Origin of the sequence: Paenibacillus sediminis, from assembly GCF_017873765.1 — a bacterium.
GTDB classification, from domain to species: domain Bacteria; phylum Bacillota; class Bacilli; order Paenibacillales; family Paenibacillaceae; genus Paenibacillus_AG; species Paenibacillus_AG sediminis.
This window is the reverse complement of record NZ_JAGGKP010000005.1, coordinates 135,112-155,766: the sequence shown is the minus strand read 5'-3', so window position 1 is coordinate 155,766 and position 20,655 is coordinate 135,112. Positions and strand designations below refer to the sequence as shown.

Sequence of the window (20,655 nt, the reverse complement as noted above, 5' to 3'; positions counted from 1 at the left end):
TCAAAGGAGTTTCTTATGATACAAGAACTGTTGAATCCTCCAATGCTATGGGGAGATAAACGATTCCATACATGGAATTACGAAATGCAAAATCAATTCGGCGAGAAAGTGTTCAAAGTTATGCTCGATGCCGGATTCACATGTCCTAACCGGGACGGATCGATCGCCAAAGGCGGTTGCACATTTTGCAGTGCGCGCGGCTCAGGCGATTTCGCCGGAAGTCGCCGTGACGATCTTGTCACTCAATTTAATACGATTCGTGATCGTCAGCATTTGAAATGGCCGAACGCGAAATATATCGGTTATTTTCAAGCCTATACGAACACCTATGCACCTGTTGAAACTCTTCGCGAGTATTTCGAAGTTATTCTCGAGCAGCCAGGCGTAGTCGGTCTGTCTATTGCGACTCGTCCAGACTGTCTGCCAGATGACGTAGTGGAATATCTCGCCGAGCTTAACAAGCGTACTTACCTGTGGGTTGAGATGGGACTGCAAACGATCCACGAATCTACTTCTAACCTGATTAACCGTGCTCATGATACACAGTGCTATCTAGATGCTGTTGAGAAGCTTCGGAAGCACAATATTCGAGTCTGCGCGCACATTATTTATGGATTGCCGCAAGAAACGCATGAAATGATGTTGGAAACAGGCCGTGCGGTCTCTAAAATGGATGTGCAAGGAATCAAAATCCATCTGCTTCACCTGATGCGTAAAACACCAATGGTTAAACAGTATGAAGCAGGATTGCTGCAATTTTTAGAGAAAGACGAATACGTGAAGCTTATTGTGGACACGTTGGAATTTTTACCGCCAGAAATGATTGTCCATCGCTTAACCGGTGACGCGCCACGCGATCTGCTTATCGGACCTATGTGGAGTCTTAAAAAATGGGAAGTGCTCAATGCAATTGACGCCGAACTTAAAGCGCGCGACACATGGCAGGGCAAATTGTGGAGGGAGTCCTAAATGGGGTTCCTTTCTGTCCTAAGCTATACTCAGAAACTTATCAAGGAACGTCTGCAGCCTGGAGAAGCTGCAATTGACGCCACACTCGGGACAGGCGCAGACACTTTATTTTTAGCAAAAACAGTTGGCCGTAAAGGTAAAGTATTCGGATTCGATATTCAGGAAGAGGCGCTGCAGTTGACGAAGGATCGACTCTCCAAAGAAGATCCAGCTAGTATTGCTGACGTAACGCTTCTACTCAAATCCCACGCCTTAATGAAAGAAGCATTGCCGCTGGAGCTGCATGGCAAGATCGGGGCTGTTATGTTCAACCTCGGCTATCTGCCTGTCAGCGGTGCCAACCAGAAATTAATTACGCTTACTGACAGCACAATTACTGCACTAGAATCCTCACTAGATGTGCTTCGCCCGAGAGGGGTTATTACTGCTGTACTGTACCCAGGTCATAAGGGTGGTGATCAAGAAGCTTCTGCGGTTGAGTCATGGGCCGCAAATTTGCCTCAGACGATCGCACAGTCGATCATCTATCGCCAGCTGCAAAGGCCTAATGCTCCTTATTTAATCGCTTTAGAGAAAAAATAATAAAATATACAGCAATGGCTTGATGGCATACGCATTCATTCGAACATTAGAGGAGATGTGAAATGAAGACGAAGCCTTATCCATTACGATTTCAACCTGAATTCAAAGAACGTGTTTGGGGCGGCAGAGCCCTAGAAATGTTCCGTTTAACTCCGCCTGAAGGCCAAATAGGTGAAGGATGGATGATTGCGGATCATCCGAACGGTACTACTCATGTTGTAAACGGCGAACTAACTGGGCTCGGTCTGAACAAAATACGCGAGAAATTCGGTACGGAGTGGTTTGGGACCAAAGGATTTTCGGATGTAAATGGCCGTTTCCCGCTTCTCATCAAGCTTCTCGATTGCAACGATGATTTGTCTGTTCAAGTTCATCCTGCGGATTATTATGAAGGATTGCCGAAGGGTGAACTTGGCAAATCAGAATTGTGGTACATTCTAGCAGCAAAACCAGACGCTAAAATCATTTATGGTCTGAAAGACGGCGTTACACGAGAGTCACTTCAGAGAGCTATTGACGATGGCAAAATCATTAATGAGCTTCAAGCCATTTCTGTCCAAACAGGTGATGCCTTCTATATTCCTGCAGGAACCGTACATGCACTATGTGCAGGCATCGTTGCAGCTGAGATTCAGCAAAACTCCGATACTACCTATCGCCTCTATGATTATGACCGACCTGGACTTGACGGTAAGCCTAGGGAACTCCACATTGAACATTCACTAAATGTTATTGCATATGACGGAGCAGGAGCTGCTTTAATAAAGCCAACGGATGCTGCACCAAATTACTGGTTACCCCTCACTCACTCACCTTACTTCATCGTTGAAAAAGGAATTGTTAATGGATCTTGGAGTTTATCGACACCATCTCACAGCTTCACTATACTCGTCATTTGCGAGGGTGAAGGACTTATTGGGTACAGCGATGGTTCAGAGCCTTTTGAAGCAGGACAGTGCTTTCTGCTCCCTGCAAACTTAGGAGAGTACATATTAGAAGGGCAATCTGCCATCCTTCGTTCTTATCTCCCTTTATAGAAGTTGACATAGTACTAGATTGATGCATTACCATTACCTAGTAGAGGATTGTGATATTCTTGAAGGATCATTCTTTTATAATGAGAGACCCGCAAGGCGTCGATATTTTTGTCCATCATTGGTTGCCCGAAGACAATAATATGACTGTAAAAGGAATCGTTCTCATTTCACATGGGATGGCTGAGACAGCGGAACGCTATACCCGTTTTGCATCTGAGCTCGTTCGTCACGGATATATCGTGTACGCTCATGATCAGCGCGGACATGGACAGACCGCAGGACATATACACAACTTGGGATACCTAGGTGAGGATGGGTTCAATTGGATGGTGCGCAACATCATCCAGTTGAAAACATTAATCACCCAGAAACATCCGGGACTTCCGCTCTTTTTGCTAGGACACAGTATGGGTTCATTTTTAACACAAAAAGTAATGTACGACAGTCCGGAAGGATTCTCCGGATTTATTCTGTCGGGTACGAACGGCAAACAAAGTATGTTGAAGGCTGCTAAAGCGATCGCTCTATTGCAGTCAAAATTGCAGGGTGTTCGCCATCCAAGTGTACTTCTCAACACGCTCATTTTTGGCGGATACAACCGTGCATTCTCACCAGCCCGAACAGCGTTCGATTGGCTGTCGCGCGATCCAGATGAAGTCGATAAGTACATCGATGATCCATACTGCGGAGCAATTAGCAGCAGCGATTTCTTTCTTAATTTCTTCCGCTTGCTGGAGGAAATTCATAGACCTGCAAATATGGCTAAAATTCAAAAGGATATACCTATATACGTGTTTAGCGGAGATCAAGACCCTGTCGGGATGAACGGAAAAGGCGTGAAACGATTAGTTACTGTTTATCGTGAGCTTGGTTTGCAAGATATCGAGTGTAAGCTCTATCCTGGCGGACGACACGAAATGCTCAATGAAATTAACCGAGATGAAGTCACGCATGATGTGATTGCCTGGCTGAATCGGCATTTGCCTAATTATGCATCCTGAATATACAAAGAAACAGCTAAACCATCAAGGTTTAGCTGTTTCTATGATTTTAGTGTATAGCTCCCGCCCTAGAGAGGGGCATTGTATAATATAACGGTTTTGCCTGTTCATTGTGCTGATACAGCACGATCAGTAAAGTCTCTTCTGGAGCTTCTGGAGCGGTAGGCGAAAACGGAAGCACTTCAAACACGGCATACTTTTGCAGATCTCGTTCCGTTAATCCAAAAGCAGCAAACTGCTCGGAAACCCGTTCTGGATACTTCACAACCGTTTTAATATGCCGGCTCCATTCGTCCTTACTCATCATAGAATCCCACCATATTTTACGCGGCTTATATTTGTGATTGAGGAAATAGTCCAGCTTCATCAGTCCCAGAATGACATCCATCCGATCTGTTTTACGCCATACTAGAAATGAATATAGACGTGTGAACAAATCTTCTAGCTGATGACCGATTTTTTGCCAACCTTGAGCTTCCCAGTAATCCCCGAACTCTTGGAAAAAGTCAAACGGTGATGTGAACTCGTGTTTCAATAAATAATGAATAGTATTGTCCATTCGGTGCGCATTCCAATACTTCTCCAGCACGTCCTCTAGTCGTTTCAACCGAACGATATCTGAAAATGGAAGAATGTCGTTGCCGAGTATTTCATAAGGCGCATGATCCATGTATATGTAGTTATATTTATGGGCATCGATTCGCATCCCTGTTCCCCGAAGCATTTTAAGGAAACCTAACTGCAGTTCTTCAGGTCCCAAAGCAAACACATCGTTGAACGTTTTCCGGAATGTATTGTAATCTTCTTGCGGGAGTCCAGCAATTAAGTCTAAGTGCTGATCAATTTTACCGCTCTGCTTAATCTTCGTTACTGTGCGGGAGAGCTTCGTAAAGTTTTGACGCCGCTTCACCAGATCGTTCGTCTCATCGTTAGTCGATTGGACACCAATTTCAAAACGGAATATGCCAGGCGGCGCATTCTCAGCGAGATAGTCCAGCACCTCAGGCCGCATAATATCTGCTGTAATTTCAAATTGAAACACGCAGCCTCTGTGATTCTCAATTAGAAATTTGAACATTTCGAGCGCATAATCCCGTTTAATATTAAATGTTCGGTCCACGAATTTAATGAGCTTCGCTCCATGATCAATCAAATAGAGCAGATCCTGCTTCGTTCGTTCGATATCGAAATAGCGCACTCCGACTTCAATGCTGGATAGGCAAAATTGGCAATTGAACGGACAACCCCGGCTTGTCTCGAAATAGACGACTCGCTTGCCCAAATCGGGAATATCTTCGGCAAAACGGTGAGGCGTTGGGATATCGTTAAGATCTATTTTCGGCCGAGGAGGAGTAATAATCACTTCGTCCCCTTTACGATAGGCAAGCCCATATACAAAATGGAACTTTCTAGTCGTGCTTATCTCTTGGAGCAGATGATGAAACGTCTCTTCGCCTTCGCCCATAACGATGAAATCAACATTAGGGAGACGATTCATCCAGTATTCCGTGTCGTACGATACTTCGGGTCCGCCAAGCACAATTTGCACTTCGGGACGTACTTTTTTCAGCACGTTAATGACTTCTATCGTCTCTTCGATATTCCATATATAACAGGAGAATCCGATCACGTCGCCTCCGCGCTGATAAAGATCAGACACGATGTTCATCACAGGATCTTTAATCGTATATTCCACAATATCGATATCGAAATCTTGTTGGCTAAATGCTTTCAAATAGCGAAGTGCAAGAGAAGTATGAATATACTTCGAGTTAAGTGTCGTTAAAATGACTTTCATAACTCACGATCCTTCATTCATAATCAGCGGCAAAGCTGTCTATATTCTGATTCTGAAAAAACTGCAAAAACGGTGCCCCGTACTTGCGGAATTTGACCTCTCCAACCCCTTTAATGTTCAGCATATCTCGTTCCGTCACAGGGCATACCACACTCATCTCTCTTAATGTCGCATCGTTAAAAATAATATATGAAGGCACCTTCTCTTTGGCTGCCAGTTCACGTCGTATAAGCCGCAGCTGCTCGAAGACTGTTTCATTCATAGCAGACGGCCCGCTGTCTAGAGCTTGCCTGCGGTGTCCATCTCTCGTACGAGCAGAAGCCGCCTGAGATACGGTGCGTACGACACGCTGCATTACTTGGCGCTTGCCCTTTAACACTTCAGCGGCCATCTGCTGCAGGCGAACGACTGGATATTGTCCTTCCGACAAAGCCAAATACCCTTCTGCCACCAGCATATTAATCTGCTCCGAAATGTCCTTCTCAGTACGCTCGCTCATCATCCCGTAGGTAGGCAGACGGTCGAAGCCGTACTGCAGCACCTTTTTGTTCCTTGAGCCTTTGAGTACTGAGGCCACCACCCCGACACCGAACCGTTCGCGGAGCCTATGGATACAAGAGAAAATTTTCTGCGCATCGACGGTCATGTCTACGAGCTCTCGCTCATCTGTACAAGAGCTGCATATACCGCAGGGCTGATCCTCATGTTGCTCGCCGAAATAATCGAGCATTGCGTTACGCAAGCAGCGATTCGTGTAGCAATATTCCGTCATCTGTTGCAGCTTGCGATATTCATTATGCTTTCGCTCTGAATCCTGCGGGTTCTGCTCGATAAGAAATTTCTGCGTCATAATATCTTGAGGACTGAACAGCAAAATGCACTCGCTCGGCTCCCCGTCTCGTCCTGCACGACCTGCTTCTTGAACATATGCCTCCATATTTTTCGGCATATTGTAATGGATGACATAACGCACGTTCGACTTGTCAATTCCCATGCCGAATGCATTTGTAGCTACCATAATGCGCACATCGTCGTATAGGAAAGCCTCTTGCATCGCTGCCCGCTCCTGATCTGACATCCCTGCATGATACCGCCCCGCGGACAATCCTTGACGAACGAGGCGCTCATACAAATCATCTACTTCTTTACGTGTTGCAGCATAAATAATGCCTGACTGGTGCGTATGATTGGCTGCATACTGCATAATGAACTCACGCTTGTTCTCGCCGCGCAGCACGGACATGGCCAGGTTGTTACGCCCAAGCCCTGTAACGAACACCTCTGGCTCTTGAAGACGAAGCAGCTTGAGTATGTCCTCGGTCACTTCCGGTGTGGCCGTTGCCGTAAAAGCAGCTACAATCGGACGATTCGGCAACTCTCTTACAAAAGGCGCAATCGCCAAATAACTAGTCCGAAAATCATGCCCCCACTGCGATACACAGTGCGCCTCATCAACAGCTACACAGGAAATGCCGAGCTCGCTCATTTCTGCGCGGAACCAATCCAGCTCCAGCCGTTCTGGCGCGACATACAGAAGCTTAAGTTCTCCCCTCTTGGCTGCGCGAATCCGTTCATTTACTTCTTTGCCCGAAAGTGTACTATTGATATATGCAGCAGCTACCCCCATCGTCGTCAAAGCATCCACTTGGTCCTTCATCAGGGAAATAAGCGGTGATATGACCAAGGTCAGTCCTTGCATCATGAGTGCAGGAATTTGGTAGCATATTGATTTCCCACCACCAGTAGGCATAATGCCAAGCGTGTCGCGTCCCTCTAGAACACTTGCTACTATTTTCTTCTGCCCTTCTCGAAAGTCTTGATATCCATACACCTTCTGAAGCAGTTCTCTCGCTTCTTCCATTTGCCGAGGCACAATATCTAAGCTCATGTCCTCAATCTCCTAACTTTGATCCGATAAACTAAGATTTACTCTTGTTTAAGTTTAACGAGGATTTACGAAAACAGCAACCAAAGACCGTATGAAAAAGTGCGCTAAAGATGCGCCTCCATCATGCGTCTAATCAAAGCTGTCCGCATAGCATTTCACTGCAACAAATGGTATAGTTAACTGGAAAATAACGCAGGATGGAGAAGTACCTAATGACACAAAAACATAATCCCGCTAAGGGAACTAACTCATATAAAAAACAAGTAAATATTGAGGCTAAAAATAACAATCTGGTGAATAGAAAAAAAGCTCCTGCTGCGATGAAAGGACCCGAGCATGCAGAAGAGCTTCGAGTCGGAGATAAAATCGTAGTCACCATAAAACGGCTTGGCATTAACGGAGAAGGTGTCGGTTACTATCGGCGCAAAGCTGTGTTTATCGATGGTGTTCTTCCTGATGAAGTCGTGAAGGCAAAGGTCACTCATATCGAGCCTAAGTTCATAAAAGCAGATCCGCAATTTATTGAAAAAAAATCTGCACATCGTATCGAACCTCCTTGCCCTGTATTCGGTATTTGCGGCGGCTGTCAAATTCAACATATCAATTATGAAGGGCAACTTCGCGGTAAAGAAAATATTATTCTTGAAGCATTCAGCCGCTATGCTGGGATTGAAGATCTGAAGATGAAGCCGATGATCGGCATGGATCATCCTTGGGGCTATCGAAATAAGGCGCAGCTGCAATTAGGTGAAAAAAATGGCCAGCTCATCGCAGGCCTCTACTCGGCAAATTCACATGAAATTGTTGATATTACGGGTTGTCCAATTCAGCATCCGAAGGTGAATGAGGCCGTTCAAAAAGTAAAAGAAGCGCTTGAACTGCTTCATATTCCGATCTACAAAGAGCGTACAAACACAGGACTCGTGCGCACGATTATCGTTCGTTACGGATTCCAGTCCGGTCATATCCAAGTAACGCTAGTCACCGTATCCGATAAATTGCCTAAGCAGGATCAGTTGATCAAAGCAATTCGGCTAGGCATTCCTGAGGTGACTGGCATTTCGATGAACATTAATCCAAAGAACACATCGCTTATTTTCGGGGACCGAACCATTCTGCTCTGGGGCGAAGAAGCTATGGAAGAGTCGCTTAGCGATCTTGAGTTCAATCTCTCCCCTCGCGCCTTCTTCCAGCTGAATCCCGAGCAGACCGTTAAACTCTATGAATCGGTACGCGTAGCAGCGGGACTGACAGGGAAGGAAACTGTTGTTGATGCTTACTGCGGAACAGGAACGATCGGCTTGTGGCTTGCTCCTTACGCCAAAGAAGTACGAGGCATCGAGTCGATTCCCGAAGCCGTAGAGGACGCCAAAGAAAATGCGGTCCGCAATAACCGTAATAACGTTACCTTCTATACTGGACAAGCCGAGGAACTGCTGCCGCGCTGGGTGAAACAGGGCTACACTCCTGACGTCATCATCGCCGACCCGCCTCGCACAGGGCTAGACAATCGTTTTCTAGATGCCGTTGTCCGCACGAAGCCAAAGCGGTTCGTCTACGTCTCTTGTAATCCGTCTACTCTCGCTAAGGATAGCAAGGTGTTGCTGGATGCCGGTTACTCTATCGAGTGGGTTCAGCCGGTAGATATGTTCCCGCAGACAGCACATGTGGAGTGTTGCACCTTATTTGTGAAGAAAGATAAATAAGATGTATTCAAGGCTGCATAATGTCTTCCCCTAGAATAGGAACATCTTACAAGGGAATAATATCCTTTTACTAAAGCAACAAAGGGGATACTATTCATGGAACTAACACCGGAACAGCGTATCACACTTCACGGGTTTAACAATCTGACAAAGTCACTAAGCTTTAATATGTATGACATTTGTTATACCAAGACCAAACAAGAACGTGAAGCCTATCTAGAATATATAGACGAACAATATAACGCAGACCGCTTAACAACGATTTTGAAAACAGTGTCTGATATTATAGGCGCTCATATACTTAACATTGCTAAACAAGATTATGTGCCTCAAGGAGCAAGCGTCATCTTGCTTGTATCAGAGGGCCCTGTCGTAGAAGTGCCTACTGAATCATTCGAGGAATCACCTGGTCCTCTGCCCGATTCGGTAGTCATGCAGCTCGATAAGAGTCATATCTCTGTTCATACTTATCCAGAATACCATCCCGACGAAGGAATCAGCACCTTTCGAGCAGATATTGATGTATCTACCTGCGGGGAAATATCACCGCTTAAGGCACTCAATTATTTGATTCACTCGTTTAATGCGGATATTATGACGATCGATTACCGAGTACGGGGGTTCACCAGAGACATTAGCGGACTCAAATTATTCATTGATCACGATATAAGCTCAATTCAAAATTACATCCCGGAAGAAGTGAAAGATTTATATCACATGATTGATGTAAATGTGTATCAAGACAATATATTCCACACGAAGTGCAAGCTCAGACAATTTGATTTGAATAACTATTTATTTGGGTATACAAAAGACAAATTAAATACAGCGGAGCAAGATGAGATCACAGAACGATTAAAGACGGAAATGGACGAAATATACTACGGGAAAAATATGAAGCATGGTTCTATCGATTAAAAGAAGAGAGGCACAGGAATGCCTCTCTTCTTTATGTTGCTCGCAGGAAAAAAATACATTCATCCAGAACAAATATAGACAGCTAAGAGACATCTTCGAAGCTCACCCCGAGCTGGCAAACAGAGAAAACAGCGACGGACTTACGCCTCTAGGATATGCAGCCCATTTTGGTAAAAAGGACGCTGTGCAAGTATTACTTGATTATGGCGCAGATATTGATGCCGTGTCTCATTCCAAGATTACCTTCATCCCTTCCAACACTGCACTTCACGCAGCCATTGCTGGAGAGCGAAATGTGGATGTTATTCGGCTGCTGCTTGTAAACAAGGCACAAACTAATATTTTCGACAGCAACGGCCACACATGCTTGCACACCGCCTCCTTTCACGACGATAATCTAGAAATTATCCGCTTATTAATCGAACATGGAGCTGATGTAAACTCAAAGGCTGAAGGCGGCGAAACGGCGTTATCGGTTGCGATCAGCCAAGGTCATCATAACGTTGCTGAACTCCTTCGACAAAATCGAGCAGAGCAGTAAGAGTTCATGTTATCATTGCCTAGAAAAACGACCTGGAGAGGTGATTACCTCGCCTTAGTTATGAAATATAGAAACCACACTGCATGATTCTGTTCATCCGCTGATGCACGCTTGAAATGCTGCTTAATCGTCGGATCGTTCGCCTGATCGGCAATATCCAAGTAAAAATCAACCGTCTCTTGTTCGTCTCTAAATGCAAAATGGATTCCTGCCTTGTACTCCGAAGGACATCGTTCAACAATTTGAGGTGCAGGATGTCTCCCTGTCAGTAAAGTATAAATTTGTGAAAAAGTTTGAAAGTGGCGAATCTCGTCTTTTCGAATTTCAACAATTTGATTTCTCTCTTCCTCATTTGGAGCCATTCTGGCCAATTGCTCATAGCATGCGATTGCACTATATTCTCCATTGATTGCTTTTGCAATGTTGCCAATTAGAGCTGCGTCAGCCGAAGGACGAAAATACGCAGGAACATACAATTGAATCTCCACCTCTCCATTACTTCTTATTGCTAATTTATGTATTAGTTAGGCAATGGTGTATATACTTTCAAGCGAAAAGTCACTATAAAAAATTAAATCCCTGACCAGCACACTTGTCAGGGATTTAATATGGACATATTCATGATTTTAAATTACTCACTTATTTCTAGAGCATTTAGTGATGCTACACCACGACTCTGAATTTGAGCGATTTGAGCATTGGTAAGTCTTCGGCCTACTAAAATAAACGATGACGTTACATTATCGAACTTAAAGAGTCCCAAATTAGCTACATTTTGACTGCCTCGGAATACACGGAATGCTCCACGGAAGTTAGTACGGGAGAACAATATCAACGTGACCTGATTGGGATTCACCACATTACTTAGCCTAAAACTAGACAGTACATTGTTGAAACCAAACACCCCAAGGTTTCGAACCGCAACAGCGCGTCTAAAGTCAAGCCGACGGCCCGTAAAGTTTCGTCCTGAGAATAAAGAAAGTCTAACATTACGATTCACCACTTTATCACCTTCCATTTGAGAGATGATAACATGATATGTGTGGCTTTTAATAATGGTTAAGACATGTGTGACCAGGTTATTGTGCATTTTTGAGTTAAAATAAAAACACCTCCGCTAAAACGCAATACGTTTAGGAAGATGTTGTGTCGTGGGATTATTTCATTGCGTTGTAATGCGTTACAATTTTATGGTGCACAGGATGGTCTTCAGGAATGGACTTGTACTTCGTGATCGCCTTGCTTATTCCAAGCTCCATAATTGCCTTCTGAAGTTCGGTAGCTTCAGGGTCTTCCGTGTAGTTAAACTTGAGCGCAGCTGCCATAATCATCGTAAGATGGTCGGTATCAATCCCCAATTCATACGCCTGTAATGCTGGTCTCACTAGCCGATCGTTCGGTGACAATTTGCGAAGGGGTGAACGCCCTACACGTGTCACTTCATCCGTTAAGAAAGGATTTCGGAAGCGATCCAACATTTTCGTAATATAACGCTCATGTTCGTCTTCGTTGAAGCCAAATCTGTTAACGAGCACAGCGCCGGTTTCTTGCAACGTTCCGCGCACGTCAGCGGCGATTCGTTCATCGGCCATAGCCTCTTGGATCGTCTTAAAGCCCGCGGTGTATCCCAAATAGGCAGCACTGCAGTGTCCAGTGTTAACAGTGAACAGCTTGCGTTCAATATATGGCTCAAGATTATCCACATAGAGCACGCCGTCCACCGGTTTGAACTCTGGATGCATTTGAGAACGATCGACAACCCATTCGTAAAAAGGTTCCACCTGCACATGCAGCGGATCTTCATGGTGCTGGATGGGTACGATTCTGTCCACTGCCGCATTCGGGAAGTAAATTGAAGAAGCTGCTTGTTGCTTCACATCTTCATCCAAGAGGGCATATACGTGCTCTTTCAATTGGGCACTCCCGCCAATCGCATTTTCGCATGCAATGACATGCAGCGGCTTTGCACCAGTAGAGAGACGTGTGGCTATCCCTTGTGCGATGCCAGCGGCAATATGCTTCAGTACGCCTACACCTACTGCAGTTGTCACCAAATCATCAGATGCTACGACTTCAGCAACTTGGTCAATGTTTTTGCCATCTACAGCGGTCACATTCGTCACCGTTTCTGTTTCCTGCTGTTCACTTGCTCCGCAAAGTTTATTATTTGATTTCCAGGTACAATTTACTCTTGTAAAAGCAAAAGAGAGGGAGTTTACCCTCTCTTCAATCACTTCAATGATTTATGCTTTTGTATTTAACGGCTTCAACAGCGCTTCAATTTGAGCCCGTTTAGGCTCAAGGAATGGCGGCAATGCAAGTGATTCTCCTAAATGCTCAAAATCTTCATCCGTATCAAATCCCGGTCCGTCCGTTGCAATTTCAAATAGAATGCCGTTAGGCTCTCTGAAATAAAGGGAGCGGAAGTAGAAACGATCTACAAAGCCAGAGTTAGGGAGTCTCACTTCACGAATACGTTTAATCCATTTGTGCAATTCTTCTTCATCCTCCACACGAAATGCCACATGATGCACGCCTCCATAGCCAAGTCCTTCACGCGCAAGATCCGCTCTCTCCTCGATGTGAACTTCAGCACCCGTTCCTCCTTCACCTGTTTCAAACACGATGATGTCGGGTTGACCATTTACTGGAGAAGGATATTGTCCTGTCTGCTTAAATCCCATAAGATCTCTCAGTATATTGATGGTCAGTTCTGCATTGGGTACAGTCAGCTTTACTGGTCCCAGCCCGCGAATAGCATACTCTGCTGGAGTTGGGCTCTTAGACCAAGGAATTCCCCCTTGAACCCCCTTGTTATGTTCATCCGACACCAGAATCAAGCGTTGTCCTTCGAAATCTTTAAAAGCTAATGTAGCCCGTCCAGCTCTGTTCATAATTTCCTCATGCTCTACACTGAATTCCTCAAACCGTTTTTTCCAGTAATTCAATGCTTCATCACTTGGAACACGCAGAGAAAGCCCAGATATGCTGTTGTTGCCTTCTTGATTGCGCGCAGCCATCGGAATCTCGAAGAAAGTAAGCTCTGTACCTGGGTTCCCCTTCTCGTCTCCATAAAATAAATGATACACCGAGATATCATCTTGGTTGACCGTTTTCTTAATCAAACGCAAACCCAAAACTTTTGTATAAAACTGAAAATTTTCCGGAGCCTTAGCTGTAATAGCGGACACGTGATGTATACCTTTGAATTGCATATCCAGTTACCTCCTATGCGATCAATTCTTTTTATTTAGTATATCTTTAAATTAAAATAATTACAACAGTACAATTTTCAGCTTTCTTTCATCTTTATGATTTACTATGTTTTGTAGAAAATAATAGTTATAGGAGGATAACCTATATGAGCACACCATTACATCCGATTATTGTCCATTTTCCGATTGCATTGTTATTTCTTGCTGCAATATGTCAGATCATAGCGCTGTGGAAGCCAGCTCATTTTGATAAATTAGCAACAGGTTTACTTGGTCTTGGCTTGCTGAGTGGGGCTGCTGCCTATTTAACTGGAGACGACGGAGTCCGATTTGCTATCAATACATTTGGTGCTACACGAGATATGGTTCATCGGCATGAAAATATGGCTTTTCTGACAATGGTTTCGTTTGGAGTTTTGTTCGCCATCAAATTATTGCTAATGCTTCCTTCAATGGAAAAACGAAGAGCGAACAGCCGAAAATGGTTTATCCCTCTTGCACTCGTTCTGTCACTGGCAGGAGGAACTTTTGTCTTTTTAACAGGCCACTTCGGAGGTCAAATTGTGTACCACAACAATATGTCAGGTCAGACATATACTCCTCAACAAAACGTAGGGGATGACAAAGACTAATCTCTTTTGGAGGTTTTATCATGAAGCTGCTGCTTGCTGAAGATGACAGTCGTCTTGCTAATATGTTAATCCATCTTCTTCAAAAAGACGGTCATCTCGTCGATTGGGTCGCGAGCGGTGACGATGCATTGGATTATGGACTACAAGGAGATTACGATGTAATTTTGCTGGATTGGATGATGCCAGGACTTGATGGGATAACTGTTTGTCGTAAACTGCGGGACAATGGGTTCGACGGAGGAATCCTTATGCTTACGGCGAAGGACGAGCTTTCCGATAAATTAAATGGCCTAGATACAGGCGCTGACGATTATGTCGTTAAGCCTGTAACCTACGCCGAATTATCTGCAAGACTGCGTTCGCTTGATCGCAGAATATCAAATTATAGTTCTGTCCCTTTAGGAAATGTACGAATCGATGCTGCTACACGTACGTTAAGAGTACATGACAACTCGGTTTCCTTTACGATTCGTGAGTTTCAATTACTGGATATTTTACTCAAACGATTTGGACATGTGGTCACTAGGGACATGCTGTACGAGAGAATCTGGGGTACCGAAGTTGAAGTGAGTCCCAATGCCGTAGAGGCAATCGTCAAATTACTAAGAAGAAAATTAGAAACCGTCCCAACTCACTGGAAAATATCAAATGTGCGGGGTGTCGGTTACAGATTGGAGGTTCGCGATGTTTCGGAGCACTCGTAAACGATTGACAATACGTTTTACTTTCGTCATGATCGGCGCGTTATTTGCTTTTAACTTGCTTTCATACAGTGTTCTAAACATCGTGCTCCGTCACGATCAAGAAAACGTGCTTAAAACTAATCTTATGAATAAGTATCACGATTTAAGAGAACATCTCACTGCACCAGACGATGACGACAATCAAATTTGGTGGATCAATGATAAGAATGGTAAAATGATTCAATTAAGCAAATATGCAGCCATGTATTTCAATACAAATACCATCCATCAGATAGGAGCTCTAAAGCCTAGTCAAATTGTTTTTAAAGAGCTTCATATCCAAGGCCGTGAAAGCTACTGGCTGTTCCTATCGTCACCGTCTAATCTTGAAGGGAAGCAGCTTGTTGGTGCGCTGAATATTACAGAAGCGCAGCAACTGCTCCATTTATGGGCGTTTGTGTCGTTTGGAATGTCGATTTTATTCGTAGCTGTCTGTTCTGTGCTTGCTTATAAAATGGCTGATACGGCGATGCAACCTATCAAAGAGGCGATGAACAAACAGAAACGGTTTACCGCAGATGCATCTCACGAGCTTAGAAGTCCGCTTGCTGTCATGCAAACAGCAATAGATGTTCTGCAGGCCGAAGGTTCTGAGCGAATGCAGCCTTATGAGAAGCAGGTGCTGTATAATTTACAAGACGAGGTTCAGAGAATGACTTATATTGTGAATCAAATGCTGCAATTAGCACGCGCTGACCAAGGAGACATACTACAAAAAAATGAGACTGATCTATCTGAGTTGGTGAAAGAAATCGTACAAAAATTCAGCTTACTAGCGCGAAATCATCAGCTTCATTTAGAGGCAATCGTTCCTAATAAAGCCATCGTGGCCAACGTTGATTCAGCTAAAATAACTCAACTGCTGACAATATTATTAGATAATGCTATCGCATACACGCAGCCTCATGGGAAAATTAAACTCATCGCAGAACAGACAAGTAATGAAGCGATACTTCGCTGCGTAGACAATGGACCTGGAATTGATGAGATTCATCATCAAAAAATATTTGAGCGATTTTATCGAGTAGAAAGTCCACGAACACGAAATAGAGCTTCAGCTTTATCTTCGGAAGACTCGAAACATAGTGGTACAGGTTTAGGCTTGTCAATTGCATCTGAAATTGTCAGAATGCATGGTGGAGATATTCGAGTAGATAGTATGCTCGGGCGCGGAACCGAGTTCGTTGTAACTCTGCCTCTGAACTAGCCGGTTTCTAGCCTTCTCTCTGCAGATCTCGCAAGTCTCTCCAGCGAATCATGTGAATGCCTTCTTCTTTTATCACTTGCTTAATAAATGGATCGCGGAAGAGCTCAAATTCCATTCCTCTCTTTTTAAAGTGGGGGTTAATTGCTTGCAGTTCGTCAGTCACGACTGAAGGATGAAGAATAATTTCCGATACACCAGGTTTTAAGGAATGCAGCAGCGAGGCCATGCTATATCTAAACGTTTCATACGTCTCGCCTTCAACCTCTTGAAAAGGGAGACCTAACAAATAATCGAGAATGATTACTCCTTTCTCATCCGCCTGCTGTGCGCGCAGTTTCGCAATCTCCGCCATTTCCGAAGGAACATCGATTCCAATATCGATATTTCGAGGCATTCGAAACGGAAGACCATAGCTTGCGCATATATCAAACACGATTTCTAAAAAATCTCGGCCCGTAGCGAGGCCATATAAACTTCCCATATGGTTATCCAAATGAGTAGGATTCAGCCCCATTTGTATCGCGAGTTCAATTTGATGAATAATCTCGGCCCTCACTTCTTCTTCATCTGCGGAGAGCTCGAATGTCTTGCTATCTTGTGGAAAATATCCTTCTTCAGTAATGAGCGAAGAGACTTCACCATTTCTCGTTACAGGTCCCCATTTATAGGACTCCCATTCGCTCGTGAACGTGAGATGAACCCCTACATCATACTGAGGATGGGAAGCAGCCCACGTTACAGCTTCTTTAGCCCAAGTACAGGGCATCATTACAGTAGCCGATGAGATAATTCCTTCCGATAATAGTCCCTGAATAGCTCTGTTATTAGCGTGACACATCCCATAATCATCACCATTAATAATAAGCAGTCGATCGGCAGAACTGTACCCAAGCCTTTGTGATAAACTCATCCTATTCAGCTCCTCTGAACGATATAATGATATCTCTATTCATCTTATATTCCACCTTGCTTACGTTTATTTATAATTAATTGAGTTTTCCCAGGAAATAAGAAAGGATCACCTCCCTGATCAGGAAAGTGATCCTTTTGTTCATTTTACTGCTGTCCTAGTCCTGCCTTCACCCATTTTGCAACGGTTACGGTTCGTTTGGCTTGGTGGATAACTCCACCGCGCGCATCTTCTTTCATTTTACCATCTTCACCTACTGTTACACTAGTACCGTAAGGATTGCCTCCAGCTGCGAATGCAACCGCATCCGTATAACCAGGAGCGGCAACAATCGCGCCCCAATGATACATTGAGGTATATAAAGACAAAATCGTCGCTTCATGTCCACCGTGCAGGTTGCTTGTGCTGGACATGGCACTGACGACCTTGTTCGCAAGTTTGCCTTGTGCCCACATCCCGCCTTTTGTATCTAAAAACTGCTTCATTTGAGAAGGGATGTTGCCGAACCTGGTTGGGACACTGAAAATGATCGCATCCGCCCACTCTAAATCTTCATTTGTAGCTCCAGGTACATTTCTCGTCTTCTCCACATGCGCTTTCCAAGCCGGATTCGAATCAATAGCAGCTTGCGGAGCAAGTTCTGGAACTTTAAGTACCTTCACTTGTGCACCAGCTTCTCTTCCACCTTCAGCAGCCCATTCAGCAAGCTGATAGTTTGTTCCTGTTGAGCTGTAGTAAATAATGGCTAAGTTCACATTAGACATCGATTTGTTCCCCTTTTCATTGGAATTGCCAAAGAGTTTATCGAGTAACCCCATCTATTACACCGCCTTAAGCGTATTTCCTTGAATTATTGTCCCAATTATTCCAGCTTCCATACATATACCACTCGGTTTGCATCACCATTTAATCTCTAGTACGATAAACATGAACCTTTTTTATAAATTATCGATTAAATAATTGTCTTTCCTTAGAAAGGATGATCTTGATCATGAATCGCTTGCAAACACTCACACAATACATGAATGACAACAACGTTCAAGCGCTGTTAATTACCGATCCTAAACATGTCTATTATTTAACTGGTTTTGCCAGTGACCCGCACGAACGTTTCTTAGGTCTTGTGTTACAGTTAGACAAAGAACCTGTTCTCATTGTTCCCGCATTGGATGCTGAAGCAGCTCATGCATCATCTAGCGTGACTAAAATTGTGACTCATACCGATACGGACCACCCTTATGAATTATTGAAGCAACAACTTCCGAGCGTGCTTGAGAACCTTGGTATTGAAAAAGACCATTTATCCGTAGTTCGTTATGAAGCGCTGCAAGAAGTGTTGAACGTTAACAGCTACATAGACATCGGTCCTTGGCTTCGCGATATGCGCGTTCTTAAATCTCCTGAAGAAGTAAATCGGATGAAGCATGCCGTGAATTTGATTGAAGAAGTGCTCAGACAAAGCGTATCCCGCGTGAAGACTGGTGTTGCGGAAGTTGAATTGGTTGCTGAAATTGAGTATTTAATGAAAAAACTTGGAGCAGACGGTCCTTCCTTTGACACCATGGTACTGACTGGCGAGAAAACGGCGCTGCCGCATGGTGTGCCTGGTACACGTAAAGTACAGCCGGGAGAGTTCATTATGTTTGATATTGGGGTATATGCAAACGGCTATGCTTCCGACATTACACGCACCTTTGCAGTTGGCGACATTAATGATGAGCTAGTTGCGATTTACAATACTGTTCTAGCTGCGAATGAACAGGCCATTCATGCTGTGAAACCAAATGTAAGCTTTGCATCCATTGACCTTGCTGCCCGAAATCTCATTGAAAATGCTGGGTACGGACCTTATTTCATGCACCGGCTTGGCCATGGACTTGGTATGGACGTACATGAGTATCCCTCTGTCCATAGCAAAAATAGTGACCTTTTAAAACCTGGAATGGTATTCACGATTGAACCGGGAATTTATGTACAGGGACGAGGCGGTGTACGCATTGAGGATGATGTACTTGTTACCGAATCAGGCATTGAAGTCTTAACTTCTTATCCTAAAGAACTAACTGTTATCGGTTAACAAAATACAAAGGGATGTATTGGGGGTGATGAAATGTTTTTTTGGTCAAAGCGAAAAAATAAGAAGATTTCGGCTACAAACCAAGGCGAAATTACTCCAACCCCATTGAATTCCTCTTTATCTCAGACAGAACTTGCTCTTGAACCCGAAAACAATGATTCTATAGAGCAACCAAAACAGTATTGGCAAGGTTTTTCAATAGATAGTATTGTAGGCGAAATGTTAAATGATCAAATGAAAAAAGGAGCCTTTGACAATTTACCTGGAAAAGGAAAACCTATAGACATCAGCTCCGGGGATGTTCTAAACAGCACACTCAAAAATGCAAATGTATTACCGAATTGGTTAGCTTTACAACATGAAATAAGAGATCAGATAGCCAAACTTTTATCGATAGAGACCAATGATCAGAACGTCATTGAAACGGAGCTAAATAATATTAATCAAAAAATAATCAAGTACAACAATATGGTTCCGAGCAGTATTTTGCAAAAGAGAAAGATTACGAAAGAAAACATGAAAGAGCATTACAATTTGTGGGTATAGACAATTAAAAAAAGATAGAGGGTCTGATAATTGAACTGCACTCAATAAAGTAGACAGTTTAATAAAAAGAGATGCTGCTATCTACGCAGCGATGAGATGACTTCGGTAAGCTGCCGGAGTCATCTTTTTTAAGTTCCATTGCTTTCTGGTCGTGTTAAGCGTATCTACAAACGAACTGATCATGGTACTTCCATTTGTCCGTATCCAAAAATTGATGGCGCTTCGGATAATATGTGCGAATTAAGCTGTAGAGACGAACATCAAGAAACTGACTCACGAAGTAAGCTGTCAGACTGCCTAATGCAAGCCGTGGAATGAGTCCGAAAATATTCTCTAATGACGATTGAGCGATGTCTGTCTGCTGTGGCTGAAATTTAATAACCATCTGCATAATAACGGTTGTCATAATGAGCGTGAAGAAACCAAACCATACAGCCTTTCTTGCTTCCTGCCGGCCATACTTTTCATTCAGCAGGTCACTTGTTGAATACAAGCTGACGTACATTGTATTGCCAAGCGTCATAACGATTCCGAACATCTCAATCGTTTTCGCGACTTGAATATTGGCAATAACCGTAGCGACGCCAATCCAAGCGTATAAGCCATTTTTACCGAAAAGACGATAACAAATGAGAAAGAACGTAAAGTTCACAAGTACGAATAAAACGCCCCAAGTAAAATTAAACATAAAAATCCCCTCCTAGTTTTGATAACGCGGGATGGCTTTCGAACCGCGGTTCTGCTGCGAAAAGTCCGACGTTCCAGAGCAAAACATGTACTAATGTAACATAAATTCAAGATCTATGTCACGGCTTTTTAACCCTATTATTCAGGTGTGAATTTATGAATTTTTCATGAATATTGAATTTTTTTCCATAACATGAA

The 20,655-nt window shown here is 43.7% G+C and carries 19 protein-coding genes and 2 pseudogenes; 12 read left to right on the top strand and 9 right to left on the bottom strand.

What is annotated here, in order from left to right:
* Nucleotides 1-15 precede the first annotated feature (15 nt).
* The 4 genes from mnmL to J2Z20_RS11760 all read left to right on the top strand — a co-directional run bounded on the left by mnmL (nt 16) and on the right by J2Z20_RS11760 (nt 3,589).
* Nucleotides 16-969, top strand: coding sequence for a tRNA modification radical SAM protein MnmL/YtqA (mnmL, locus tag J2Z20_RS11775; protein ID WP_209850094.1), 954 nt, complete (start codon nt 16-18; stop codon nt 967-969).
* On the top strand, nt 970-1,551 hold the full coding sequence (mnmM, locus tag J2Z20_RS11770; protein ID WP_209850091.1) for a tRNA 5-(aminomethyl)-2-thiouridylate-methyltransferase MnmM: 582 nt from the start codon (nt 970-972) through the stop codon (nt 1,549-1,551).
* Between the two features lie 62 nt (nt 1,552-1,613).
* Nucleotides 1,614-2,588, top strand: coding sequence for a type I phosphomannose isomerase catalytic subunit (locus tag J2Z20_RS11765; protein WP_209850088.1), 975 nt, complete (start codon nt 1,614-1,616; stop codon nt 2,586-2,588).
* An 80-nt stretch (nt 2,589-2,668) separates the two neighbouring features.
* Nucleotides 2,669-3,589 (top strand): alpha/beta hydrolase, encoded by a 921-nt coding sequence (locus J2Z20_RS11760; protein WP_245252277.1) that lies wholly within the window; start codon nt 2,669-2,671, stop codon nt 3,587-3,589.
* Between the two features lie 49 nt (nt 3,590-3,638).
* On the opposite strand, the gene J2Z20_RS11755 is transcribed toward J2Z20_RS11760, so the two are convergent.
* Nucleotides 3,639-5,387 (bottom strand): B12-binding domain-containing radical SAM protein, encoded by a 1,749-nt coding sequence (locus J2Z20_RS11755; protein ID WP_209850052.1) that lies wholly within the window; start codon nt 5,385-5,387, stop codon nt 3,639-3,641.
* Nucleotides 5,388-5,400: 13 nt separating this feature from the next.
* Complete coding sequence (gene recQ, locus J2Z20_RS11750; protein WP_209850049.1) at nt 5,401-7,275, bottom strand: DNA helicase RecQ; 1,875 nt, start codon at nt 7,273-7,275, stop codon at nt 5,401-5,403.
* 320 nt (nt 7,276-7,595) lie between these two features.
* On the opposite strand from recQ, the gene rlmD reads away from it, so the two are divergent.
* The 3 genes from rlmD (at nt 7,596) to J2Z20_RS11735 (ending at nt 10,440) form a co-directional block, all read left to right on the top strand.
* Nucleotides 7,596-8,981, top strand: a complete 1,386-nt coding sequence (rlmD, locus tag J2Z20_RS11745; RefSeq protein WP_415640018.1) for a 23S rRNA (uracil(1939)-C(5))-methyltransferase RlmD — start codon at nt 7,596-7,598, stop codon at nt 8,979-8,981.
* Between the two features lie 96 nt (nt 8,982-9,077).
* A complete protein-coding gene (gene speD / locus J2Z20_RS11740) occupies nt 9,078-9,899 on the top strand; it encodes an adenosylmethionine decarboxylase (RefSeq protein ID WP_209850043.1) in 822 nt (273 codons plus the stop codon).
* On the top strand, nt 9,883-10,440 hold the full coding sequence (locus J2Z20_RS11735) for an ankyrin repeat domain-containing protein (RefSeq protein WP_209850040.1): 558 nt from the start codon (nt 9,883-9,885) through the stop codon (nt 10,438-10,440). Before speD ends, J2Z20_RS11735 begins: the two co-directional genes overlap by 17 nt.
* A gap of 44 nt (nt 10,441-10,484) precedes the next feature.
* Here the strand turns inward: J2Z20_RS11735 and J2Z20_RS11730 are convergent, their stop codons facing one another.
* From J2Z20_RS11730 to J2Z20_RS11715, 4 genes and pseudogenes are all read right to left on the bottom strand, one after another.
* Nucleotides 10,485-10,922, bottom strand: coding sequence for a ferritin-like domain-containing protein (locus J2Z20_RS11730; RefSeq protein WP_342454305.1), 438 nt, complete (start codon nt 10,920-10,922; stop codon nt 10,485-10,487).
* 149 nt (nt 10,923-11,071) lie between these two features.
* Nucleotides 11,072-11,443, bottom strand: coding sequence for a beta/gamma crystallin family protein (locus J2Z20_RS11725; protein WP_209850037.1), 372 nt, complete (start codon nt 11,441-11,443; stop codon nt 11,072-11,074).
* Nucleotides 11,444-11,597: 154 nt separating this feature from the next.
* A pseudogene (locus J2Z20_RS11720) lies at nt 11,598-12,590 on the bottom strand (mannitol-1-phosphate 5-dehydrogenase); the annotation flags it as partial.
* Between the two features lie 93 nt (nt 12,591-12,683).
* Complete coding sequence (locus J2Z20_RS11715) at nt 12,684-13,655, bottom strand: ring-cleaving dioxygenase (RefSeq protein ID WP_209850034.1); 972 nt, start codon at nt 13,653-13,655, stop codon at nt 12,684-12,686.
* A gap of 146 nt (nt 13,656-13,801) precedes the next feature.
* On the opposite strand from J2Z20_RS11715, the gene J2Z20_RS11710 reads away from it, so the two are divergent.
* From J2Z20_RS11710 to J2Z20_RS11700, 3 genes are read left to right on the top strand one after another with little or no spacing between them, the layout of a single operon-like run.
* Nucleotides 13,802-14,287 (top strand): DUF2231 domain-containing protein, encoded by a 486-nt coding sequence (locus tag J2Z20_RS11710; protein WP_209850031.1) that lies wholly within the window; start codon nt 13,802-13,804, stop codon nt 14,285-14,287.
* A 20-nt stretch (nt 14,288-14,307) separates the two neighbouring features.
* A complete protein-coding gene (locus tag J2Z20_RS11705) occupies nt 14,308-14,991 on the top strand; it encodes a response regulator transcription factor (protein ID WP_209850029.1) in 684 nt (227 codons plus the stop codon).
* On the top strand, nt 14,972-16,237 hold the full coding sequence (locus tag J2Z20_RS11700; RefSeq protein WP_209850026.1) for a sensor histidine kinase: 1,266 nt from the start codon (nt 14,972-14,974) through the stop codon (nt 16,235-16,237). The genes J2Z20_RS11705 and J2Z20_RS11700 overlap by 20 nt, the downstream gene beginning before the upstream one ends.
* A 7-nt stretch (nt 16,238-16,244) precedes the next feature.
* Here the strand turns inward: J2Z20_RS11700 and J2Z20_RS11695 are convergent, their stop codons facing one another.
* Nucleotides 16,245-17,147, bottom strand: coding sequence for a polysaccharide deacetylase family protein (locus J2Z20_RS11695; protein ID WP_209850024.1), 903 nt, complete (start codon nt 17,145-17,147; stop codon nt 16,245-16,247).
* A 146-nt stretch (nt 17,148-17,293) separates the two neighbouring features.
* On the bottom strand, nt 17,294-17,911 hold the full coding sequence (gene wrbA, locus J2Z20_RS11690) for an NAD(P)H:quinone oxidoreductase (RefSeq protein ID WP_209850335.1): 618 nt from the start codon (nt 17,909-17,911) through the stop codon (nt 17,294-17,296).
* A gap of 227 nt (nt 17,912-18,138) precedes the next feature.
* Here wrbA and J2Z20_RS11685 point away from each other — a divergent pair, with 227 nt between their 5' ends.
* A complete protein-coding gene (locus tag J2Z20_RS11685) occupies nt 18,139-19,224 on the top strand; it encodes a M24 family metallopeptidase (protein ID WP_209850021.1) in 1,086 nt (361 codons plus the stop codon).
* Nucleotides 19,225-19,257: 33 nt separating this feature from the next.
* Entirely contained in the window at nt 19,258-19,770 is a 513-nt protein-coding gene (locus J2Z20_RS11680; protein ID WP_209850020.1) for a DnaJ family domain-containing protein, read from the top strand.
* Between the two features lie 156 nt (nt 19,771-19,926).
* Here the strand turns inward: J2Z20_RS11680 and J2Z20_RS11675 are convergent.
* Nucleotides 19,927-20,458 (bottom strand): annotated as a pseudogene (locus J2Z20_RS11675) (queuosine precursor transporter); the annotation flags it as partial.
* Nucleotides 20,459-20,655: the final 197 nt, after the last annotated feature.

Bases quoted from the DNA above. Each gene is read 5' to 3' on its own strand.
- mnmL (WP_209850094.1), top strand. From the start codon at position 16: ATGATACAAGAACTGTTGAATCCTCCAATGCTATGGGGAGATAAACGA.
- mnmM (WP_209850091.1), top strand. From the start codon at position 970: ATGGGGTTCCTTTCTGTCCTAAGCTATACTCAGAAACTTATCAAGGAA.
- J2Z20_RS11765 (WP_209850088.1), top strand. From the start codon at position 1,614: ATGAAGACGAAGCCTTATCCATTACGATTTCAACCTGAATTCAAAGAA.
- J2Z20_RS11760 (WP_245252277.1), top strand. From the start codon at position 2,669: ATGAGAGACCCGCAAGGCGTCGATATTTTTGTCCATCATTGGTTGCCC.
- J2Z20_RS11755 (WP_209850052.1), bottom strand. From the start codon at position 5,387: ATGAAAGTCATTTTAACGACACTTAACTCGAAGTATATTCATACTTCT.
- recQ (WP_209850049.1), bottom strand. From the start codon at position 7,275: ATGAGCTTAGATATTGTGCCTCGGCAAATGGAAGAAGCGAGAGAACTG.
- rlmD (WP_415640018.1), top strand. From the start codon at position 7,596: ATGAAAGGACCCGAGCATGCAGAAGAGCTTCGAGTCGGAGATAAAATC.
- speD (WP_209850043.1), top strand. From the start codon at position 9,078: ATGGAACTAACACCGGAACAGCGTATCACACTTCACGGGTTTAACAAT.
- J2Z20_RS11735 (WP_209850040.1), top strand. From the start codon at position 9,883: ATGGTTCTATCGATTAAAAGAAGAGAGGCACAGGAATGCCTCTCTTCT.
- J2Z20_RS11715 (WP_209850034.1), bottom strand. From the start codon at position 13,655: ATGCAATTCAAAGGTATACATCACGTGTCCGCTATTACAGCTAAGGCT.
- J2Z20_RS11710 (WP_209850031.1), top strand. From the start codon at position 13,802: ATGAGCACACCATTACATCCGATTATTGTCCATTTTCCGATTGCATTG.
- J2Z20_RS11705 (WP_209850029.1), top strand. From the start codon at position 14,308: ATGAAGCTGCTGCTTGCTGAAGATGACAGTCGTCTTGCTAATATGTTA.
- J2Z20_RS11700 (WP_209850026.1), top strand. From the start codon at position 14,972: ATGTTTCGGAGCACTCGTAAACGATTGACAATACGTTTTACTTTCGTC.
- J2Z20_RS11695 (WP_209850024.1), bottom strand. From the start codon at position 17,147: ATGAGTTTATCACAAAGGCTTGGGTACAGTTCTGCCGATCGACTGCTT.
- wrbA (WP_209850335.1), bottom strand. From the start codon at position 17,911: ATGTCTAATGTGAACTTAGCCATTATTTACTACAGCTCAACAGGAACA.
- J2Z20_RS11685 (WP_209850021.1), top strand. From the start codon at position 18,139: ATGAATCGCTTGCAAACACTCACACAATACATGAATGACAACAACGTT.
- J2Z20_RS11680 (WP_209850020.1), top strand. From the start codon at position 19,258: ATGTTTTTTTGGTCAAAGCGAAAAAATAAGAAGATTTCGGCTACAAAC.